Source organism: Vibrio sp. Isolate34, from assembly GCF_022397915.1.
GTDB lineage: Bacteria > Pseudomonadota > Gammaproteobacteria > Enterobacterales > Vibrionaceae > Vibrio.
This window is the reverse complement of sequence record NZ_JAKEUO010000021.1, coordinates 1-21,711: the sequence shown is the minus strand read 5'-3', so window position 1 is coordinate 21,711 and position 21,711 is coordinate 1. Positions and strand designations below refer to the sequence as shown.

At 45.7% G+C, this 21,711-nt stretch carries 17 protein-coding genes and 1 rRNA gene; 10 read left to right on the top strand and 8 right to left on the bottom strand.

All coding sequences use genetic code 11. From position 1 onward, the window contains the following. The first annotated feature begins 3 nt into the window (after positions 1–3). Both gyrB and L1D22_RS18595 read left to right on the top strand, forming a co-directional pair. Complete coding sequence (gene gyrB, locus L1D22_RS18600; RefSeq protein ID WP_017632664.1) at positions 4–2,421, top strand: DNA topoisomerase (ATP-hydrolyzing) subunit B; 2,418 nt, start codon at positions 4–6, stop codon at positions 2,419–2,421. Between the two features lie 405 nt (positions 2,422–2,826). Beyond that, positions 2,827–3,261, top strand: coding sequence for an Hsp20 family protein (locus L1D22_RS18595; RefSeq protein ID WP_239830818.1), 435 nt, complete (start codon positions 2,827–2,829; stop codon positions 3,259–3,261). Between the two features lie 218 nt (positions 3,262–3,479). On the opposite strand, the gene L1D22_RS18590 is transcribed toward L1D22_RS18595, so the two are convergent. From L1D22_RS18590 to glyQ, 4 genes are all read right to left on the bottom strand, one after another. Beyond that, on the bottom strand, positions 3,480–4,730 hold the full coding sequence (locus L1D22_RS18590) for a valine--pyruvate transaminase (protein WP_239830817.1): 1,251 nt from the start codon (positions 4,728–4,730) through the stop codon (positions 3,480–3,482). Between the two features lie 254 nt (positions 4,731–4,984). After that, a complete protein-coding gene (locus tag L1D22_RS18585; RefSeq protein WP_239830816.1) occupies positions 4,985–7,072 on the bottom strand; it encodes an alpha-amylase in 2,088 nt (695 codons plus the stop codon). A 202-nt stretch (positions 7,073–7,274) separates the two neighbouring features. After that, a complete protein-coding gene (glyS, locus tag L1D22_RS18580; RefSeq protein WP_239830815.1) occupies positions 7,275–9,356 on the bottom strand; it encodes a glycine--tRNA ligase subunit beta in 2,082 nt (693 codons plus the stop codon). Between the two features lie 2 nt (positions 9,357–9,358). Beyond that, complete coding sequence (glyQ, locus tag L1D22_RS18575) at positions 9,359–10,288, bottom strand: glycine--tRNA ligase subunit alpha (protein WP_239830814.1); 930 nt, start codon at positions 10,286–10,288, stop codon at positions 9,359–9,361. A 419-nt stretch (positions 10,289–10,707) separates the two neighbouring features. Between glyQ and L1D22_RS18570 the strand changes: the two genes are divergently transcribed. Together L1D22_RS18570 and L1D22_RS18565 are read left to right on the top strand one after the other, a co-directional pair. Beyond that, a complete protein-coding gene (locus L1D22_RS18570; protein WP_004739245.1) occupies positions 10,708–11,265 on the top strand; it encodes a TMEM165/GDT1 family protein in 558 nt (185 codons plus the stop codon). Positions 11,266–11,412: 147 nt separating this feature from the next. Beyond that, a complete protein-coding gene (locus tag L1D22_RS18565) occupies positions 11,413–11,667 on the top strand; it encodes a hypothetical protein (protein ID WP_008223224.1) in 255 nt (84 codons plus the stop codon). 83 nt (positions 11,668–11,750) lie between these two features. Here L1D22_RS18565 and tusA read toward each other — a convergent pair whose 3' ends face one another. Next, positions 11,751–12,002: a sulfurtransferase TusA gene (tusA, locus tag L1D22_RS18560; RefSeq protein ID WP_004739242.1), complete on the bottom strand. Its 252-nt coding sequence runs from the start codon at positions 12,000–12,002 to the stop codon at positions 11,751–11,753. Between the two features lie 149 nt (positions 12,003–12,151). Between tusA and L1D22_RS18555 the strand changes: the two genes are divergently transcribed. Beyond that, entirely contained in the window at positions 12,152–12,337 is a 186-nt protein-coding gene (locus tag L1D22_RS18555; protein WP_004739241.1) for a hypothetical protein, read from the top strand. Between the two features lie 153 nt (positions 12,338–12,490). Continuing rightward, positions 12,491–13,432: a LysR family transcriptional regulator gene (locus tag L1D22_RS18550; RefSeq protein ID WP_008223218.1), complete on the top strand. Its 942-nt coding sequence runs from the start codon at positions 12,491–12,493 to the stop codon at positions 13,430–13,432. Between the two features lie 87 nt (positions 13,433–13,519). Here the strand turns inward: L1D22_RS18550 and L1D22_RS18545 are convergent, their stop codons facing one another. The 3 genes from L1D22_RS18545 to fadB all read right to left on the bottom strand — a co-directional run bounded on the left by L1D22_RS18545 (position 13,520) and on the right by fadB (position 18,104). Beyond that, entirely contained in the window at positions 13,520–14,500 is a 981-nt protein-coding gene (locus L1D22_RS18545) for an MDR family oxidoreductase (protein WP_239830813.1), read from the bottom strand. 242 nt (positions 14,501–14,742) lie between these two features. Next, positions 14,743–15,906 (bottom strand): acetyl-CoA C-acyltransferase FadA, encoded by a 1,164-nt coding sequence (gene fadA, locus L1D22_RS18540; RefSeq protein WP_017632674.1) that lies wholly within the window; start codon positions 15,904–15,906, stop codon positions 14,743–14,745. Between the two features lie 26 nt (positions 15,907–15,932). Then, positions 15,933–18,104, bottom strand: coding sequence for a fatty acid oxidation complex subunit alpha FadB (gene fadB / locus L1D22_RS18535; RefSeq protein WP_239830812.1), 2,172 nt, complete (start codon positions 18,102–18,104; stop codon positions 15,933–15,935). Between the two features lie 227 nt (positions 18,105–18,331). On the opposite strand from fadB, the gene L1D22_RS18530 reads away from it, so the two are divergent. From L1D22_RS18530 to L1D22_RS18515, 4 genes are all read left to right on the top strand, one after another. Continuing rightward, positions 18,332–18,955, top strand: coding sequence for a YigZ family protein (locus L1D22_RS18530; protein ID WP_017058823.1), 624 nt, complete (start codon positions 18,332–18,334; stop codon positions 18,953–18,955). A 34-nt stretch (positions 18,956–18,989) separates the two neighbouring features. Further along, positions 18,990–20,447, top strand: a complete 1,458-nt coding sequence (locus tag L1D22_RS18525; RefSeq protein WP_171349890.1) for a TrkH family potassium uptake protein — start codon at positions 18,990–18,992, stop codon at positions 20,445–20,447. 10 nt (positions 20,448–20,457) lie between these two features. Further along, positions 20,458–20,985, top strand: coding sequence for a menaquinone-dependent protoporphyrinogen IX dehydrogenase (gene hemG / locus L1D22_RS18520; protein WP_239830811.1), 528 nt, complete (start codon positions 20,458–20,460; stop codon positions 20,983–20,985). A gap of 521 nt (positions 20,986–21,506) precedes the next feature. Further along, positions 21,507–21,711, top strand: a 16S ribosomal RNA gene (locus L1D22_RS18515); the annotation flags it as partial.

The window sequence follows — 21,711 nt, the reverse complement described above, 5'->3', positions numbered from 1 at the left end:
ACTATGTCAGATAATTACGATTCATCGAGTATTAAAGTACTGAAGGGTCTGGATGCGGTTCGTAAGCGTCCTGGAATGTACATTGGCGACACGGATGATGGTACCGGTCTGCACCACATGGTCTTCGAGGTAGTAGATAACTCTATTGATGAAGCACTTGCTGGTCACTGTAATGACATCATTGTTACTATCCATGAAGACAATTCAGTATCGGTACGCGATGACGGCCGTGGTATTCCAACTGAACTACACCCAGAAGAGCAAGTGTCTGCTGCAGAAGTAATCATGACGGTTCTTCACGCTGGTGGTAAGTTCGATGATAACTCATACAAGGTATCAGGTGGCTTGCACGGTGTTGGTGTTTCAGTAGTAAACGCACTGTCTAAGCAGGTTACTCTTACTATCCACCGCGGTGGTAAAATCCATACTCAAACGTATCACCACGGTGAGCCGCAAGCTCCTCTTGCTGCTATCGGCGATACAGACAAAACGGGTACAGAGATTCGTTTCTGGCCAAGTGAAGATACATTCTCAAATGTACTTTTCCACTACGATATTCTTGCTAAGCGTTTACGTGAACTGTCGTTCCTAAACTCAGGCGTATCTATCAAGCTAATTGATGAGCGTGAAGAAGATAAATCGGATCACTTCATGTTTGAAGGTGGTATTCAGGCGTTCGTTGATCACCTAAACACCAACAAGACACCGATCATCCAAAAAATCTTCCACTTCGACCACGAACGTGAAGATGGCATCACTGTAGAAGTCGCGATGCAGTGGAATGATGGCTACCAAGAAAACATCTACTGTTTCACAAACAACATTCCTCAACGTGATGGTGGTACTCACCTTGCTGGTTTCCGTGCTGCGCTTACGCGTACTCTGAACAGCTTCATGGACAAGGAAGGCTTCTCCAAGAAAGCGAAGACAGCGACTTCAGGTGATGATGCTCGTGAAGGTCTAACGGCTGTAATCTCAGTGAAAGTGCCAGATCCTAAGTTCTCAAGCCAAACTAAAGACAAACTGGTTTCTTCTGAAGTGAAGTCTGCGGTTGAGCAAGCGATGGGCGAGAAGCTGTCTGAGTTCCTAATTGAGAACCCAGGTGAAGCTAAGATTGTTTGTTCTAAGATTATCGATGCAGCACGTGCTCGTGATGCAGCTCGTAAAGCGCGTGAAATGACTCGTCGCAAAGGCGCCTTAGACCTAGCTGGCCTACCAGGTAAGCTTGCTGACTGTCAGGAAAAAGATCCTGCACTGTCTGAACTATACATTGTGGAAGGGGACTCTGCTGGCGGATCAGCTAAGCAGGGGCGTAACCGTAAGAACCAAGCGATTCTTCCACTTAAAGGTAAGATCCTAAACGTAGAGAAAGCACGTTTCGACAAGATGCTTTCTTCACAAGAAGTTGCAACGCTAATCACAGCACTTGGTTGTGGTATCGGCCGCGACGAATACAACCCAGACAAACTGCGTTACCACAACATCATCATCATGACCGATGCCGATGTCGATGGTTCGCACATTCGTACGCTACTGTTGACCTTCTTCTACCGTCAAATGCCAGAGCTAATCGAACGTGGTTACATCTACATCGCTCAGCCACCACTTTACAAAGTGAAGAAAGGTAAGCAAGAGCAGTACATCAAAGATGAAGATGCAATGAACCAGTACCAAGTATCATTGGCACTAGATAACGCTGCACTACACGTTAACCCTGATGCACCAGCATTGGCAGGTGAAGCGCTAGAGAAGCTAGTTCAACAGTACAACTCTGGTATCAAACTGGTTGAGCGCATGAGCCGCCGTTACCCACATGCACTGATGCATGAAATGATCTACATGCCTCGTCTAACTGCAGAGCAGTGTCACGATGAGTCAGCAGTAGAAACTTGGGGTAAGCAGCTGGTTGAGCAACTAAACGCGAAAGAGGTTGGTGCAAGCCAGTATTCTCTAGAAGTTGAAAAACATGAAGAGCTAGGTCTAAGCCTACCTAAGATTGTGGTTCGTACTCACGGTGTGACACACGAACATGCGCTAAGCATTGAGCTATTCAACTCGAAAGAATACGGCAAGCTAGCAAGCCTAGCAGAAGCACTAGACGGTCTTATCGAAGAAGGCGCTTACATCAAACGTGGTGAGCGTACTCAAGCGGTAACGAACTTCGTTGAAGCTCTGAACTGGTTGGTTAAAGAGTCTCGTCGTGGTCTAAGCCTACAACGATACAAAGGTCTAGGTGAGATGAACCCAGATCAGCTTTGGGAAACTACAATGGATCCTGAAACTCGTCGTATGATGCAAGTAACGATCGAAGATGCGGTTGGCGCTGACCAACTGTTCACGACGCTAATGGGTGACCAAGTTGAGCCTCGTCGTAACTTCATCGAAGAGAACGCATTGAAGGTTGCCAACTTGGATGTGTAGATTGTCCCCAAAAGCAATCTAAATTCCGTAAAAGACTGCCAGAAATGGCGGTCTTTTTTGTTTTTAAGTGATTGAAAAATAATGGGCTAGAAAAATATTTAAAAATAATCCCTTGAAACTATTTTGTTCAATCCATATATCTATTTATGAAGAGGATGACTGTCTTGCTCTACAAGAGAAGAAACAGAGCCTTCATTACCGCTGACGAAGTATCGCTCAACAGAGGATAACTTTCGCAGCACACAACTTAAAAATTGATTCATTGTCATGTCCCAGTGTTGTCGCCAATAGAGGTGAAACCCGAGGAATGCGAATTGAATCTCTTAGCTGTTTACTGGGTCACACACAGGTTCGATCTAAGTAAAATTCACGGCTAAGACTATTGCTTACTAAAAGGATAGCATTATGAGAACTGTAGATTTCACTCCACTTTACCGCAACGCAATTGGCTTCGATCGTCTATTCAACATGATGGAAGCGAACACATCGAAGAACTCTTCTGGCGGTTACCCTCCATACAACATCGAGCAAAAAGACGAGAACAACTACCGTATTACTATGGCCGTTGCTGGTTTTGCTGATGACCAATTAGATCTGACTCAGAAAGAGAACATGCTAATTGTTAAAGGTGAGCGTAAAGCAGAAGCAGAGAAAACCTTCGTATACCAAGGTATCGCAGAACGCGATTTCGAGCGTAAATTCCAATTGGCAGACTACGTAAAAGTGATAGGCGCAAGCATGGAAAATGGTCTTCTTCACATCGACCTAGAACGCGAAATTCCAGAAGCGATGCAACCTCGTAAGATTGCTATCAACGGTAATAGCCTACTAGAAGGTTAATACCCGTCATACTTGAAGCTACAGCGTTGTTGACGTCGTAAATTCCCCCTAATCACATAGGTTCCCTATGCTCATAGGGCTGCATTTTCTAGTCGCCTAGCTGAACCCCCAATTATTTAGGGTATTCAAGTGACAAAAACTATCGGGAAGTAAAAGTGAAAGAGCACCTAATAAGGTGCTCTTTTTGTATTTGGTCTACGGTAAGCTAAAAGCCCTGATTACTGCTCTGAGTAAGCCTTTTTCACTTCTTCAGCAATGATTGCAATGCCTTTTTGCATTGCTTCGTCGTCTTGTACATAGTTCATACGCAAGCACTGGTGAGCATGATCCCACTCGTCTTCTTGGCCGATAAAGAAGTATTCACCCGGAACAATCAGAACGCCACGGGCTTTAAGGCGGTTGTACAGTTCCATGGTGGTAATCGGCAGTTCATCAAACCATAGCCATAAGAAGATAGCGCCTTCAGGTTTGTGGATACGAAAACGTGGGTCGTCGATAGCGTCTTGCAGCAGTTCAACAGCGCGCAAAGACTTCTCTTTATAGAAAGGCTTAATCACTTCGCTGCTTAAACGTAATAGATCACCGTTCTCAATCATGTGGTTGGCAATCGCAGGGCCAACACTACTTGGCGCTAAGCTGATGATGCCATTCATGTTGGTGAGCGCTTGGGTGATTTCTTCGCTCGCGATCACGATACCGCAACGCACACCTGGCAAACCAAGTTTAGATAGGCTCATACACAGAATCGTATTTTCATTCCAGAACGGTTCTACATCTTCAAAGATGATGTTTGGAAATGGTAGGCCGTAAGCGTTATCGATCAGTAGCGGGATGTTATTTTCACGTGCGAGTTTGTCCAACTTACGCACTTCCTCATCGGTCAGTACGTTACCCGTAGGGTTGGTTGGGCGAGACGCACAGATAGCGGCCACCGAGTCATCAACCTTGAGTTGTTCAAAATCGACGTGGTATTTGAACTGTCTGTTTTCAAGCAGCTCGATCTCTGGGTGGTAAGAAATAAAGATGTCGTCATCAATCCCTGCATCACCGTAGCCAATGTATTCAGGAGCGATCGGCAGCAAGATTTTCTTGTGTGAACCGTCTGGTTGTTGACCCGCTAATAGGTTGAATAGGTAAAAGAAGCCGCTCTGACTGCCGTTAGTCAGGCTGATGTTTTTTTCGCTGATGTCCCAGCCATAAGTCTCTTTTAGCATCGCAGCTAATGACTTAATGAAGCTGTCTTTACCCTGCGGACCGTCGTAGTTGGCGAGGGCGGCGATGAGTTCTCCACTGGCGAGCATGTCGGCACTGGCTTGGTTAAAGTAATCGAGCATAGCTGGGATAGCGGCTGGGTTGCCACCACCGAGCATGATAGCGCCTGGAGTGCGCAGGCCATCATTCAAATCATCCATTAAACGAGTGATTCCAGAGTATCGATTAAACTTTTCACCAAACTTAGAGAACTGCATTACTTATTTTACCTAATTCATTGTGATTGCTTGTTATGTGTCATTAAGGCAGACCTTATGCCTGCCATCAGTGTATTCCTTGAACATACCGCAATGTTTTTGCGACGCATAGCGCCAAATGCTCTAACACGAAAAAAACTTCTATAAAGTTTGGCTAATGAGTGACAGCTTGCTTATTGAACGCGCTTTTAGTGATCAAAAAAGGGAAGCCGAAGCTTCCCTTTAAATTTATGTTGTTTGACAACCGTGCGTGTTTACTTCGAACCTGTATACACAACCAACACCTTGTCATCTTGGTATTGGCGTTCGAAGGCGTAATAGCCTTTGTTGTTGCGGATGATGTGCTTACCTTGTGCGATGGCAGGGTGGCGTTGGCGGAATTGACCAAGCGCTTGCCAGTGTTCTAGCAATTCTGCACGTTCGTCGGTGATTTGATCCCATGGCATATCTGAGCGAGTGCCTTGCATTGGATCGGAACCTGTTGGGCCAAAGTCACGGGCGATTTCATCACCGTAATAGATCTGTACTGCGCCCGGAGCAAGCATTAATGCATTTGCTGCTTTGGTCTGTTTAGCAAAGTCACTGCCGTGCTGTGCCCAGAATAGCGAGGTGTCGTGAGACGATAGGTAACTCAACACGTTGAACTCGCTGTCATTGTTGATCTTCTCTGCGTAGCGAAGGTAATCAGCATCAAGATCAGATAGGCACTTAAGCGCCTTAGGGGCGATGTCGCTCTGGAATTCAAAGTTGATGATCGAATCAAAACCGTTAGCGAAGTAATCTGACTTCACCACGCTGTGCGCCCATACTTCGCCTGTCATCCAGAAGGGTAAGTCATCCAAGGCTTTATCTGGGTTGTTTTGCTTCCATTCTGCAAGCGCTTGATTGGTGCTCTCCTTCAATTCAGCCCAAGCGTCCAGTTCAACGTGCTTGGCGGTATCAACCCTAAAGCCATCCACACCGTATTCGCGCACCCAATCTGATAGCCAAGTGATCAGATGTTCACGAGGCGTTTTAAGTTCATCGGTCGCGCTGGTGGGTTTATTGAGATAGAAGTTCGGTAGCCCAGTGGTTTCTGTCGACTCTGTTTTGAAATCGGGCAGGTGCGCCAAAGACATGGTCAGGTTGTTGTAACCTGGAGAGTCATAAGCGCCGATATCGCTGCGTAGCCAAGCTTTCCCCCACCATTTCTCCCACGCTTCTTTATCGCTATATGAGATGTAGTTATTGAAGTAGTGCCAGTTTTGGCCTTTAGCGGGTTGCCAGTCTGTCCAGTTTTCGCCAAGTATTTTTGTTGCTTCTTCATCGGTGAGGTTGAGTTTACCAAAGTCGAACTCTTGCATATCAGCAAGTGTGGCGTAGCCAGTGTGGTTCATTACCACATCCCACACCACGCGAATACCTTTGCTGTGTGCGGTATCGATGAAGGTTTTCAGCTCGTCTTCGGTACCCATGTTGTCATCAAGCTTGGTCCAGTCTTGGTGGTAGTAACCATGGTAGCCATAATGTTTGAAGTCACCGCGATCACCACCGCCAACCCAGCCGTGGATTTGCTCTAACGGAGACGTTATCCAGATTGCGTTAGCGCCGAGTGATTCAATGTAATCGAGCTTCTCTGTTAAGCCTGCTAGGTCACCGCCATGGAAGGTGCCGATTTCTTCTTGTCCGTCTTGGCTGCGACCGTAACTGTTGTCGTTGTCAGGGTTGCCGTTGTGGAAGCGGTCGGTCATCACGAAGTAAACCGTGGCGTTATCCCAATTAAATTCAGCTTTGGTTTCGGGTTCAACCTTTTCTAGCAACAAGACACCTTGGCTATTTTCTGCTGGCTGCATGGTGACGCTGCCATTAGTTACTGTGACTTGTTTGCCTGAAAGAGCGTCTCTTACCACGGTGCCATCATCAAAGGTTTGAGCAACGTCGATGATGGTTGGTTCGTCACTAGGAACCGGACAAGCAAAGCTTTGTACTTGTTGTTGCTTCGGCTTTATCTGAACCGTCAGCTCATTGGTTTGTGGGTTGAGCGTAAACTGATAGGTGTTAGCGCGAAAGACTTTGATATCTAATTCAGACTTCTCGGCGCAGTCGTCTAGGCGAAGGGGTTTATTGAATTTAATGCGGTTTTCTTCAGCCAGCGCATAGTTGGTGCCACAGGTATTTTGAGTATTGCTGATAGAGAAGGTATAGCTACCTTTAGCGAGTTCCTGTTCAGCGATAACAGTGCCTTTTCCTGTCGATTCAAATACGACAGTGTTGTTATCGATCGTCAGCAATAAGCTGTCATCACTGGTTTGGCTGCATGCGCTGAGTGCGAGTATTGAAAGCGCGAGTACTGTTTTTTTCATTGTTCCCTTCCCCTGAATAAACAGGTCAGTTATAGCAAACAATGCCCTCTACAGTCTGAGCGCTGATTCATTCAGATAATCAATAATACCTCTACAAACAAATGCTTGGTTCACAAAAACAAAAAGGGAAGCTTTCGCTTCCCTTTGGGTGTTTACCTTTGGTTACTCTGAGTTGGACTTAGAGCAACTGTCTCACTCGTGCTTATTTTTGCAGTAGAGAGATGTCAGCAATCTGTAGGAACAGGTTACGTAGGTTGTTCAGTAGCGTTAGACGGTTCTTCTTAAGCGCTTCGTCATCTGCCATAACCATTACGTTATCGAAGAATGCATCTACCGGTTCACGTAGATCAGCAAGCTTGCTTAGGGCTTCTTGGTAGTTGCCTGTCGCGAATGCTGGTTCTAGTGCTTCCGTCATTACTTCAACGTTTTCAGCCAGTGCTTTCTCAGCATCTTCTTGAAGAAGCGTTAGGTCGATTTCAGCTGGTAGCTGGCCATCGAATTTCGCAAGGATGTTACCTACACGCTTGTTCGCTGCTGCTAGTGCTTCTGCTGCTTCCAGTTCACGGAAGTGAGAAACTGCTTTAACACGTTGGTCAAAGTCAGCTGGCTTAGTTGGACGACGTGCTAGTACCGCTTGGATGATATCAACGCTGAAACCTGCATCTTGGTACCATGCGCGGAAACGACCTAGCATGAAGTCGATAACGTCAGCTTCTACGTTGTCGTTGGTTAGCTTGTCGCCTAGTAGTTCTTTCGCTTTACCGATCAGATCCGTTAGGTCTAGGTTGTAGCCGTTTTCAACGATAATACGTAGTACACCTAGTGACGCACGACGAAGTGCAAATGGGTCAGAACCTTTTGGTGCTTGGCCAATACCGAAGATACCTACGATAGTGTCTAGCTTGTCTGCCATTGCTACTGCAGAAGAGATACCCGTGCTTGGTAGGTCATCACCTGCGAAACGAGGCATGTACTGCTCGTAAAGTGCTAGTGCAACTTGCTCATCTTCACCATCGTGAGTCGCGTAGTGCATGCCCATTACACCTTGAGTATCCGTGAATTCGAATACCATAGAGGTCATTAGGTCACATTTAGCCAGTAGGCCCGCGCGCTTCGACTTCTCAACGTCAGCATCGATTTGCTCAGCGATGTAGCCAGCAAGTTCTGTGATGCGGTCTGTTTTGTCTTTGATAGTACCAAGTTGCTTCTGGAAGATGGCTTGGTCTAGTTCTGGAAGACGGTCGATCAGAGGACGCTTACGGTCTGTGTTGAAGAAGAATTCAGCATCAGCAAGACGTGGGCGTACAACTTTCTCGTTACCTTCGATAACGTGACGAGGTTCTTTAGACTCGATGTTTGATACGAAGATAAAGTTAGGAAGTAGCTTCTTGTTTTCGTCGCCTTCTCCATATGAATAGACGGGGAAGTACTTTTGGTCACCTTTCATGGTGTAAACCAAAGCTTCAGAAGGTACTTTTAGGAACTCTTCTTCAAACTTCGCTGTAAGTACTACAGGCCATTCAACCAGAGACGTTACTTCTTCAACAAGGTCATCTTCTAGGTCAGCTTTACCGCCAACTGCTGCTGCCGCTTTTTGAGAGTCAGCAAGGATGATTGCTTTACGTGCTTCGTAATCTGCCATTACTTTACCGCGCTCTTCTAGGATCGCAGGATATTGGTCAGCAGAATCGATGGTGAACTCTTGTTCGCCCATGAAGCGGTGTCCACGGATAGTACGAGCAGATGCTACGCCTAGGATTTCACCTTCAACAAGCTCATCACCTAGTAGTACTGTCAGTGTTTTTACTGGACGGATAAATTGAATGTCTGAGTTACCCCAGCGCATTGCTTTAGGGATTGGTAGGCCAGCGAGTGCTTTCGCAGCGATGTCCATCACCAATTCTTGAACCGGTTTGCCAGCTACTTCTTGTTTGAAAAGAAGCCACTCGCCTTTGTCTGTTTTCAGACGGTCAGCTTGCTCAACAGTAATACCGTTACCACGAGCCCAACCTTGTGCTGCTTTAGTCGCGTTGCCTTCTGCATCGAATGCTACAGAAACAGCAGGACCACGTTTTTCAACGACTTTGTCCGCTTGGCCTTCAGCCAGTGCTGTTACTTTAAGTGCTAGACGACGAGGTGCTGCGTACCACTTGATGCCTTCGTGAGAAAGCTCAGCCGTTTTAAGACCTGCTTCAAAGTTAGAAGCAAATGCTTCTGCTAGAGAACGAAGTGCTGTTGGTGGAAGCTCTTCCGTACCCAGTTCAATTAGAAAATTCTTCGCCATGATTATTTGTCCTCGTTCTTTGCTACAGATCGGCACATTGGGAAGCCAAGCGCTTCACGCGATGCGTAGTATGCTTCTGCAACTGCTTTCGTCAGGTTGCGGATACGAAGGATGTAACGTTGACGCTCTGTTACAGAGATTGCTTTGCGCGCATCAAGGATGTTGAATGCGTGACCTGCTTTTAGAATGCGCTCGTAAGCTGGAAGCGGAAGTGGCTTCTCAAGCTCAAGTAGCTCTTTACACTCTTTTTCGCATTGGTCGAAGAAAGTGAATAGGAAATCTACGTCTGCGTGCTCGAAGTTGTATGTTGATTGCTCAACTTCGTTTTGGTGGAAGATGTCACCGTAAGTCACGTTAGAACCGTCTGGTGCAACGTTCCATACTAGGTCGTAAACAGAATCTACTTCCTGGATGTACATTGCTAGACGCTCGATACCGTAAGTGATCTCGCCAGTTACTGGCTTACACTCAAGGCCGCCAACCTGTTGGAAGTATGTAAACTGAGTTACTTCCATGCCGTTTAGCCATACTTCCCAACCAAGGCCCCATGCGCCTAGTGTTGGGTTTTCCCAGTTATCTTCAACGAAGCGAATGTCGTGAACAAGTGGGTCAACACCAAGAACCTCTAGTGAGCCTAGGTACAACTCTTGGATATTGTCTGGCGATGGTTTTAGCGCTACTTGGAATTGGTAGTAGTGCTGCAGACGGTTAGGGTTTTCACCGTAACGGCCATCAGTAGGACGACGTGAAGGTTGTACGTAAGCTGTAGACATTGGCTCTGGGCCAAGTGCTCGTAGACATGTCATTGGGTGAGAGGTGCCTGCACCTACTTCCATATCTAGAGGTTGAACAATGGTACAACCGTTTTGAGCCCAGTAATCCTGCAGCGCGAGGATCATTCCCTGGAAGGTTTTGATATCGTATTTTTGCATAGTCAGGTTCGCGCGATTCTTTTAAATGAATGAGAAAATAACTTCTGAGTATACCGAGATATTCGTAAAGCGAGTAGGGGTAATCTTGTTTAATTAGTGGTCTAAAATGTCGTTTAGTGGATTTTTTTGCCTTTAATGTTTGTTTTTCGGCACAAGTGGATATTTTGATAAGTTTGACACTTGTGTTTGACTACGTGAGTGATTAGAATCTCGCGGTCTTTGGGGAGTAGCTTACTTGTTCATATCCTAGTGAATGAGTTCGTTCGTCAACATAATTGATGCAAAATCATCATGGCGTTCGAGGCAACCACCACCTTGGTGGCGCTTAGCAAGACCTTAGACAAGCATCGTGAACCGGGATGGGGCGCGAGGTTTGTCTTTGGTTAAATATAATAATCTCCATCCCAAATGAGTATGTCGTGAGCGTTTTAGCAATTTCAATTACAACTGTCGCCTTAGCCGAGATCGGTGATAAGACCCAGTTGCTATCCCTTTTATTAGCCAGTCGATATCGAAAACCGATACCTATCATTGCAGCCATCTTCTTTGCTACCATAGCCAATCATGCCCTTGCAGCATGGCTCGGTGTGGTCGTCGCCGATTACTTATCGCCAGAAGTTCTAAAATGGGTGCTGGTGGTTAGCTTTATTGCAATGGCGGGCTGGATTCTGATTCCCGATAAGCTCGATGATGACGAACAAATTTCAAACCGTGGTCCTTTTGTCGCCAGCTTCATTGCGTTTTTTATCGCTGAAATTGGTGATAAGACCCAGATTGCGACTTCTATTCTAGGGGCACAATACGCCGATGCTTTGGCGTGGGTAATTCTGGGTACAACCATAGGCATGTTGTTAGCGAACGTACCTGTGGTGATCATTGGTAAGCTATCGGCAGACAAGATGCCTCTCGATCTGATTCGTAAGATTACGGCCTTGTTATTCGTCGGTTTGGCTATCGCTGCTGCGTTTTACTCATGAGTGTTTTGAGTCTTATTATACTCAACCAGTGGAGTAATGTGTTGTAGGTCATACTCTTACAGAATTGTGGGGTTTATCGAGCGAATGGACATATAACTGTCATACTTGTCATGATATTTTAATCTTGTGAGTTAAGAACACGAGGGCATGATTATGTTGACGCGTTATATGGGTATTACTCCACAAAGCCAAAGCTATCTATTTACCTTTGGTCTGGCACTTACACTATTAGGCATGGTGCTGACGGACATGTGGCTACCAATGGTCGCCGGCGCTATGATCATGACAGGACTTGCGGTAGAGGCTTGGATTCGAGTCGCGCATATTATTCCGATGCGTAAAGACATTCGAGCGTTACAACAACAGCTTGATTATCTGCAAACCAAGTCTAGAGATGAATAAACAAAAAGCCGCTGGTACTCTGAGTTCTGCTTGAGAACATAAGGTACGAGCGGCTTTTTTGATGTTTGATTCTCGGTGGGGCGTTAAGCCTCCAATCCCTTTTTGATCAAATACTGGTATGGCAGCGTTTCTGTCTCTTGGCCTACCAACTGGTGATCCATGAATCGACAAAAGCTCGGGATATCTCGAGTGGTCGACGGATCGTCAGCTTTTACCAGTAACACATCGCCATCCTGCATGTTTCTAATTGTCTTCCTGACCATCATTACTGGCTCTGGGCAACGCAGGCCTTCAGCTTCTAAAGTATGGGTTGCCAGTTCAGGTTTGAATGTCATGGTTTGTATCTCTATATCTATCTAACGTGTGAATAATACGTCTGCAGAAAAAATATGCAATAAGTGCTTGGCAAACAGAATCATTTCCTATAACTTAGTTAACAAGTTGATAACAACTTGAAACAAAGGCAACTAGCTAAGGAGTGGCGATGTTGACAGGATTAGATAGATTAACAATTTATTCGGTTCTCTGTTTTATCTCTTTTTGTGCGTTAGTTTTACGCTCATCGACAGAGACCTCACTGATGCCTATTTTTGGCATAGTAGCAACGATTATTGGTATTTGGGTTGAGATGCGCCGTTGGCAGGGTGTAGCCGAAGAGCAAGAGCACTAACCTAAATACAGCAAACAAATTCCGATACGACATTCCGACACTATCCCCAAATTTTCTTGGGCTTCCCCGCGTAATTGCGGGATTTTTTTTATCTAAAGCATGCTATAAACAACTTAGTGAACAATGATCATTGTATTCAGCTAGGTAAGTGGCGTGGAATTAGAAGACATCTATCGTAGAGACCTTAATTTATTGGTCGCTTTAAAGGTATTGATTGAAGAGGGCAGCGTTAGCCAGGCCGCGCTTCGTCTTAATTTGAGTCAGTCGGCAACCAGCCGAGTGCTCGGGCGCTTAAGAGACCTACTCAACGATCCTCTTTTTACTCGTCAGGGCCAACATCTTATTCCGACCAAAAAAGCGCTCGAGATCAGTCAGCGAATTGATCAGCCTTTAGAATCATTCCGCCAACTGCTTAGCCCGAGTGATTTCGACCCTTACTATTGCAGCGAACGCTTTCTAATTGCGACCACTGATTACGCGATGCAAACCATCTTGCCTTATGCATTGCCGAAGATTTATGAGCAAGCACCAAATATCTCTTTGGAATTTGCCCCGCTGCAGCATGAGCATTTGTTTAAGCAGCTTAGTACCGAGCGTGTTGATATGGCGATTTGCCGCCCAAGTGGTAGCGTCGCACCACTACATCAAGAAGTGCTGGGGCCGGTGGGTGTGTCGTGTTTGTTATCTAAGAATCATCCTTTGGCTGACAGTTCGCTGAGCCTTGAGGACTATGTCTCCCTGCCTCACGCGATGATCGCGATCAGTGATGGCGTTAAGGCTTTATTGGACAACGCTTTAGCCAATCAACAACCTCGTAAAATGGTGCTGCGTGCGTACCACCTTGAAGCCGCATTGGCGATTGTCGATAGAATGCCGCTCGTGATTACTGTGCCTGCCGATCTAGCTTACTTGGTTGCAGAGCGATATGACTTGGTCGTTAAACCGCTTCCGTTCGAGTTTATGCCGTTTGATTACTCGCTGATTTGGCACTCACGCTGCGATTCTTCCGCCTCACAACAATGGTTGAGAAGAGTGGTCAAAGAAGAGTGTGGTGAGCTAATTCAAAAGCGAATTGCCGATGTCGGCTTAGGTTAGGCTCAATAGTAGGTAGCAGATAGCAAAAAGGGCTGATCATGATCAGCCCTTTTGTTTTATTGCGTGTTGCTTTTAGAGTGTTAGCGATTACAGCTTGATAACTACACGACCAGTGATTTGACCATTAGTGATGTCTTCTGCTGCTTGAATCGCGCCATCTAGAGACACTTCTTTAGTTGCTTGAGCGTAGAAAGACTCTGGTAGTAGTTCAGCCAGTTGTTCCCACGCTTTAATGCGTTTTTCACGAGGGCACATTACAGAGTCCACACCTTGCAGGCGAACGTTACGCAGAATGAATGGCATTACCGTTGTTGGTAAATCAAAGCCGCCAGCTAGGCCACACATTGCTACCGCACCGTTGTAATCAATTTGCGCCAATACTTTCGCAAGTACTTTGCTGCCTACCGTATCGATAGCACCAGCCCACAGTTGTTTCTCAAGTGGTTTAGCTGGCTCTTCTAGTTCAGCACGTTCAACAATGCGTGTCGCACCTAGTGATTTTAAAAGCTCGCCATTTTCTGAAGCACGGCCAGTAACCGCTGCCACTTTGTAACCCAGTTGGTTTAGTAGAGTGATAGACACGCTGCCTACACCGCCACTTGCGCCTGTTACTAGGATTTCACCGTCTTCAGGTTTAATACCAGCATCTACGATAGCTTGCACACAAAGCATCGCAGTGAAACCAGCTGTACCAATCGCCATTACTTTCTTAGCGTCTAGGTCTGCAGGCATAGGCACTAACCAGTCACCGTTTAGGCTTGCTTTCTCAGCCATACCGCCCCAGTGACCTTCACCAACACCCCAGCCAGTTAGAACAACTTCGTCGCCCGCTTTGTAACGAGGGTCATCAGATTGTGAAACCACACCAGAAAGGTCGATACCAGGAACCATAGGGAAGTTGCGAACAATGCGCCCTTTACCTGTAATCGCCAAACCATCTTTGTAGTTCAAAGAAGAGTAGCTCACATCGATCTTCACGTTACCTTCTGGTAATTGCGACTCTTCAATCTGAGAAACTGATGCGATAGTTTTTTTGTCTTCTTGGTTTAGTACAAGTGCTTTAAACATGATCTGCTCCGTAGGAGGAATATTAGGAAACTGAAGTAACTTTAGTTGAATCATCCGAGAAAAAATAATGAAACATCAACATTGAATCTATGCGTTCTATGCATACATGTCATTGGGTGCTTTTCTCTGACTAGACTTGCTGAACGAATCTGTACATGACTTGATAGTCAGATATAAAAAGTGCAGCTATATAAAGATAGCTGCACATAAGATTACCCGACAAGTTTTACAACCAAAGAGCGCTAAGGGCGTTCAAATACTGTTGCAATACCTTGGCCTAAACCAATACACATGGTCGCTAAGCCGTATTTCACGTCTTGTGCTTCCATTAGGTTGATTAGGGTTGTAGAGATACGAGAACCAGAACAACCCAGTGGGTGACCCAGTGCAATTGCACCGCCATTAAGGTTTACTTTCTCGTCAACCACATCCAGTAGACCTAGGTCTTTAGCACATGGTAGAGATTGAGCAGCGAACGCTTCATTTAACTCAACCACACCCATGTCTTCAATCGTTAGACCTGCACGCTTAAGTGCTTTCTTGGTTGCCGGAACGGGGCCGTAACCCATGATTGAAGGATCGCAGCCAGCAATAGCCATAGATTTCACTCGAGCACGAATCTTAAGGCCAAGCGCATTGGCTTTCTCTTCACTCATGATCAGCATTGCCGATGCACCATCAGACAGAGCCGATGATGTACCTGCTGTTACTGTGCCGTTGGCTGGGTCAAATACAGGACGCAGCTGCGACAGGCCTTCGACCGTGGTTTCTGGGCGAATCACTTCATCGTAATCCAGAGTGAACAGTGAACCGTCTGCAGCGTGACCTTCTGTTGGTAGAATTTCGTTTTTGAAACGACCTTCAACCGTTGCAGCTTGTGCACGAGCGTGTGAGCGTGCAGCAAATGCATCTTGGTCTTCACGGCTAATACCATGCAGCTTGCCAAGCATTTCTGCTGTTAGGCCCATCATACCTGCCGCTTTTGCTACGTTCTTAGACATGCCTGGGTGGAAATCTACACCGTGTGTCATTGGTACGTGACCCATGTGTTCCACACCACCAATTAGGCAGATTTCCGCATCACCAACCATGATTGAGCGAGTTGCATCATGCAGAGCTTGCATAGATGAACCACATAAACGGTTAACCGTTACCGCACCGATCTCAATCGGTAGGCCAGCCAGTAGCGCGGCGTTACGTGCAACGTTGAAGCCTTGCTCTAGGGTTTGTTGTACACAGCCCCAGTAGATATCTTCAATCTCTGAAGGGTTAACTTCTGGGTTACGCTCTAAAATGCCTTTCATCAAATGTGCAGACAGATCTTCAGCACGAGTGTGACGGTAAGCTCCACCTTTGGAACGTCCCATTGGGGTGCGAAGGCAATCAACAACAACTACATTATTCATTTTGCTATTCCTTTTCCAAATGTGGGTTACAGAGAACTGGCTTGTTGAGCGTCGTAAAAGCTTTCGCCTTTCGCAGCCATATCAAGCAATAGTTGAGGAACTTGGTACATTGCACCCAAGTCTTGGTAGCCCTTCGCCATTTCTACGAAGTTACCAATACCCACACTGTCTAAGTAGCGGAATACGCCGCCTCGGAATGGAGGGAAGCCTAAACCGTAAACCAGTGCCATATCTGCTTCTTGCGGTGTCGCGATGATGCCTTCTTCTAAACAAAGCACCACTTCGTTGATCATTGGAATCATCACACGTTGGATAATTGTCTGGTCATCAAAGTCTTGTGGCTGTTCGCATACGTCAGCCAAGATAGGAAGAATGTCTTCAGAGAAGGTCTTCTTAGGACGACCGCGTTTGTCTACGCTGTATGTATAGAAACCGCTGCCGTTCTTCTGACCGTATTTTTCAGCAACGTAAAGTGCATCAATCGCATCACGACCTTCTTTACCCATACGCTCAGGGAAACCTTGCGCCATTACAGCTTGTGCGTGGTGTGCAGTGTCTAGGCCAACTACGTCTAGTAAGTAAGCTGGGCCCATTGGCCAACCGAACTTACGCTCCATGACTTTATCGATCTTAGTGAAATCAGCGCCGTCACGTAGCAACATGCTGAAACCGCCAAAGTAAGGGAAAAGTACACGGTTAACGAAGAAGCCTGGGCAGTCGTTAACAACGATTGGGGACTTGCCCATCTTCGCAGCGTAAGCGACCACGCGGTTGATTGTCTCTTCTGAAGTATGCTCACCACGGATGATCTCAACCAAAGGCATGCGATGCACTGGGTTAAAGAAGTGCATGCCACAGAAGTTTTCTGGACGCTTCAGTGACTTCGCTAACAGGTTGATAGGAATCGTAGAGGTATTCGATGTTAGAACGGTATCTTCACCAACCAAACCTTCCACTTCGCTAAGTACTGCTGCCTTTACTTTCGGGTTTTCTACTACCGCTTCAACAATCACATCTGACTGTTCTACACCTGCGTAATGTAGGCTTGGAGTAATCGAAGACAGAATACCTGCCATCTTGAATCCATCTAGGCGACCGCGTGATAAGCGTTTATTCAACAGCTTAGATGCTTCGTTCATACCTAGATCAAGCGATGCTTGTGCGATGTCTTTCATAATCACTGGCACGCCTTTCAACGCTGATTGGTAAGCAATACCGCCGCCCATGATACCTGCGCCAAGTACGGCTGCACGCTCAGTTGCTTTGTTTGCTGACTTACCCGCTTGTTTCGCTAAGCCTTTGATGTACTGGTCATTCAGGAATAAGCCAACTAATGCTTTTGCTTCTTCCGATTTCGCTAGCTTAACGAAGTGCTTACGTTCGATGTCGAGTGCTGCATCGCGATCGCTACGTGCTGCTTCTTCAATCGCAATCACAGAAGTTATTGGCGCTGGGTAATGAGGTCCTGCTTTTTGAGCGACTAGGCCTTTAGCCATGGTAAAGCTCATCATCGCTTCTAGTTTGCTTAGTGAAAGCGCTGATGTTTTTTGTTTACGGCGTAGCTGCCAATCGAGTTTTTCATTAGCTGCCAGAGAAACGGTGTTGATCGCCGATTCTAATAATTGGTCTGTATTTACAATGGCATCTAGCAAGCCAACCTTAAGCGCTTCATCAGCACGGCATGCTTTGCCTTGAGTGATAATTTCCATTGCGCTGTCAGCACCGATAACACGAGGCAGGCGCACACAACCACCAAAGCCAGGCATGATGCCAAGTTTAGTTTCAGGTAGGCCAATGCTGGTGGTCTTGTCACCGATACGGAAATCGGTAGCCAGTACACATTCACAGCCGCCGCCAAGGGCATGGCCACGCATCATTGAAAGAGTTGGGACAGGAAGGTCTTCGAGCTTACTGAAGATTGAATTCGCGAATCTTAACCATTCATCAAGTTCTGCTTCTGGCTTAGCGAATAGGCCTAGAAATTCAGTGATGTCTGCGCCTACAATGAACGCGTCTTTGTTTGAAGTTAAGATTAAACCACGTAATCCTGCGTGAGCATTAAGAGCGTCTAACGCTTTGTCTAGTGATTCTAAAGTAGCAAGGTCGAGTTTGTTTACAGAGGCCGGAGCGCAGAAGCTTAATTCCGCAATACCATCTTGTAATTCCTTTACCTGTAGGGTGTTAGCTTGGTAAATCATTGTCTATCTCCATGACATACAATCCACGATTGTTTGAGAGAATCTTGTTATCTTTCTATTATTGTAGAATACCTGGTAAGACCAGTTGTCTTAGTCTGTACCTCTGCTTGGTGAATTTCAATACATTTTTTAAACAATTGTTTAACATTGTGCGATAGCACAGATCCTCTAACCCTTATTATTCACGCGTGATACACTTCGCCGCTCTTATTAATTAAGTTAACGATATGAATGAACAGCCCTATTTAATACCGTCTGCGTCGGCTCTGTTTGAAGAAGAGATAAAAAAGAGCGTCTTTATTACTCATCTTGCTCATACTCCAAGTGTAGAAGCTGCCAAACAGTTCGTAGAGCAGGTAAAGAAAGAGCATTCTTCAGCGCGACATAATTGTTGGGGTTTTGTGGCTGGGCGACCTGAAGATTCAATGCTTTGGGGTTTTAGCGATGATGGTGAACCCTCAGGTACTGCGGGTAAGCCGATCTTGGCGCAACTGTCTGGTTCAGGTGTGGGTGAGTTAACGGCTGTGGTGACTCGTTATTCAGGTGGAATTAAGCTTGGAACGGGTGGTTTGGTTAAAGCCTATGGCGGAGGAGTGCAACAAGCTCTCAAGCTGCTTCAAACAATCGAGAAAAAAATAACCACAAAATTACGGCTAGAGTTAGACTATGGCTTTGTGCCAATTGCGCAATCCATCATGGCTCAGCATCAAGCTGTTGAGGTCCAAGCGGATTATGGTGTTCAAGTTGAGCTTATTATTGAAATAGAGCTCCTGCAGGTAGATTCGTTTACCCAAACCATGATCAATAAAAGCGGTGCTAAGGCACTGGTAACGAAAGTCAAAGACAACTAGGAAGTGTGAAGCATTTCGCTTCGTTCAATAGCTCATGCAATTTCGCTCAATTATTCGAATCGTCGGATTATTATTAGCACTTTTTAGTGTATCAATGCTCGCACCTGCGCTAGTCGCACTTATCTATCGAGATGGTGCGGGTGTGCCATTTGTGACGACTTTTTTCGTTCTATTATTTTGCGGAGCAACTTGCTGGTTTCCAAATCGCCGCTATAAACATGAATTGAAAGCGCGTGATGGTTTTTTGATTGTTGTTTTGTTCTGGACGGTAATCGGCAGTGCGGGTGCGTTACCGTTTTTGATCGCTGATAATCCGAGTGTTTCGGTAACCGATGCCTTCTTCGAATCCTTTTCTGCATTAACTACCACAGGGGCGACGGTTATTGTCGGCCTTGATGATCTGCCTAAGGCTATTTTGTTTTATCGCCAATTCCTGCAGTGGTTCGGTGGTATGGGTATCATCGTATTGGCGGTAGCTATTCTACCGGTTCTTGGTATCGGTGGTATGCAGTTGTATCGTGCTGAAATTCCAGGCCCTGTAAAAGACAGTAAGATGACCCCGCGTATCGCTGAAACGGCAAAAGCACTGTGGTACATCTATCTCAGCTTAACTATTGCTTGTGCGGTGGCGTTTTGGCTTGCAGGTATGAGCTTTTTTGATGCCATCAGTCATAGTTTCTCTACTATTGCTATCGGTGGCTTCTCAACACACGATGCAAGCATGGGCTATTTCAACAGCCCTGCTATTAACATGATTACGGTTGTGTTCCTTCTTATATCTGCGTGTAACTACTCACTTCACTTCGCTGCTTTTGCTTCAGGTGGTGTGCATCCTAAGTATTATTGGAAAGATCCTGAATTCCGCGCTTTTATCTTTATTCAAGCAGTGCTGTTTTTGGTTTGTTTCTTATTATTACTGAATCACCACTCTTATGACTCGTATTACGACGCTTTCGATCAAGCCTTGTTCCAAACGGTGTCTATATCTACAACTGCTGGCTTCACTACGACTGGTTTTTCAGAGTGGCCACTGTTCTTACCCGTACTGCTTTTGTTCTCTTCTTTTATAGGGGGATGTGCAGGTTCTACGGGTGGTGGTATGAAAGTGATTCGAATCTTACTGCTTACTCTTCAAGGTGCTCGTGAAATGAAGCGTCTTGTTCACCCGCGCGCTGTCTATACCATCAAGGTTGGTGGTTCTGCACTACCACAACGTGTCGTGGATGCGGTTTGGGGCTTCTTCTCTGCATACGCATTGGTTTTTGTGGTTTGTATGCTTGCTCTCATTGCAACCGGTATGGATGAGTTGAGTGCGTTCTCTGCGGTAGCGGCGACATTAAATAACCTTGGCCCGGGCCTTGGCGAAGTAGCGGTGCACTTCGGCGATGTGAACGACAAAGCAAAATGGGTACTTATCGTATCTATGCTGTTTGGCCGACTAGAAATCTTCACCTTATTAATCTTATTGACCCCTACGTTTTGGCGTAGCTAAGGACAACATTGTGGCAAAAGCTCTATTTTTGTATTCAAGCCGTGAAGGCCAGACCAAGAAAATCTTGAACTATATAAAAGAAGAAATGAGTGAGTTCGAATGTGAGCTTCAAGATCTGCACACAATTGGTAATGTCGACTTTGCTCAATATGATCGAGTATTGATTGGTGCATCGATTCGTTACGGTCACCTTAATAAGAAGTTATATCAATTTATTGATGCGAATCTTAGTCAGCTGCAATCAAACAAGGTTGCTTTCTTCTGCGTGAACTTAACAGCGCGTAAAGAAGACCAAGGCAAAGATACACCAGAAGGGAGTGCTTACATTAAGAAGTTTCTTATAAAGTCTCCGTGGCAGCCGAAGTTAATCGGTGTATTTGCTGGTGCCCTCTATTACCCACGTTACAGCTGGTTCGACAAAACCATGATTCGCTTCATTATGAATATGACAGGTGGCGAAACGGATACAACCAAGGAAGTTGAGTACACAAATTGGGAAAAAGTCTCTTTGTTCACTGAAAAACTAAAGAATATGTAAGAGAAAAGCCTACTTTTGAGGCGTTTTGAGTTCTTTTTAATCGAACGAATAAAAAAACGAGAAAAACTTCAAAAAGGGCTTGCCAGTGTGATCGAAATCTCTATAATCCCACCTCGCTGACACGGGATGGCTTCTTAGGAAACCAAAACGAATCAGCAGGTCAAATTAGCCAAGCTAAGCGCTTGAAAAAAGTTTTGAAAATAGTGGTTGACACTAAAACTTAAATCGCTAAAATGGCCGTCCGATTTGAGCGAAGCTCAAAAAGGAAAAGCTCTTTAACAATTTAAACCTATCAATCTGTGTGGGCACTCGTTGATGAATATCAAAACGTTTTATCGTTAGATAAAACAGATTCTTCGGAATCAAAATGATTTCAATGAACTGAGTGACCAATCGATAATTTATTATCGGCACAGTCAATTCATTATCTTTCTGTTGGAAAGATAATAGCTTTAGAATTACATGTTTACTTCGGTAAATATTAGTTTTGAAGTCAGTATTCGTTGAGTCGGCAAAATCTTAAATTGAAGAGTTTGATCATGGCTCAGATTGAACGCTGGCGGCAGGCCTAACACATGCAAGTCGAGCGGAAACGACACTAACAATCCTTCGGGTGCGTTAATGGGCGTCGAGCGGCGGACGGGTGAGTAATGCCTAGGAAATTGCCTTGATGTGGGGGATAACCATTGGAAACGATGGCTAATACCGCATAATGCCTACGGGCCA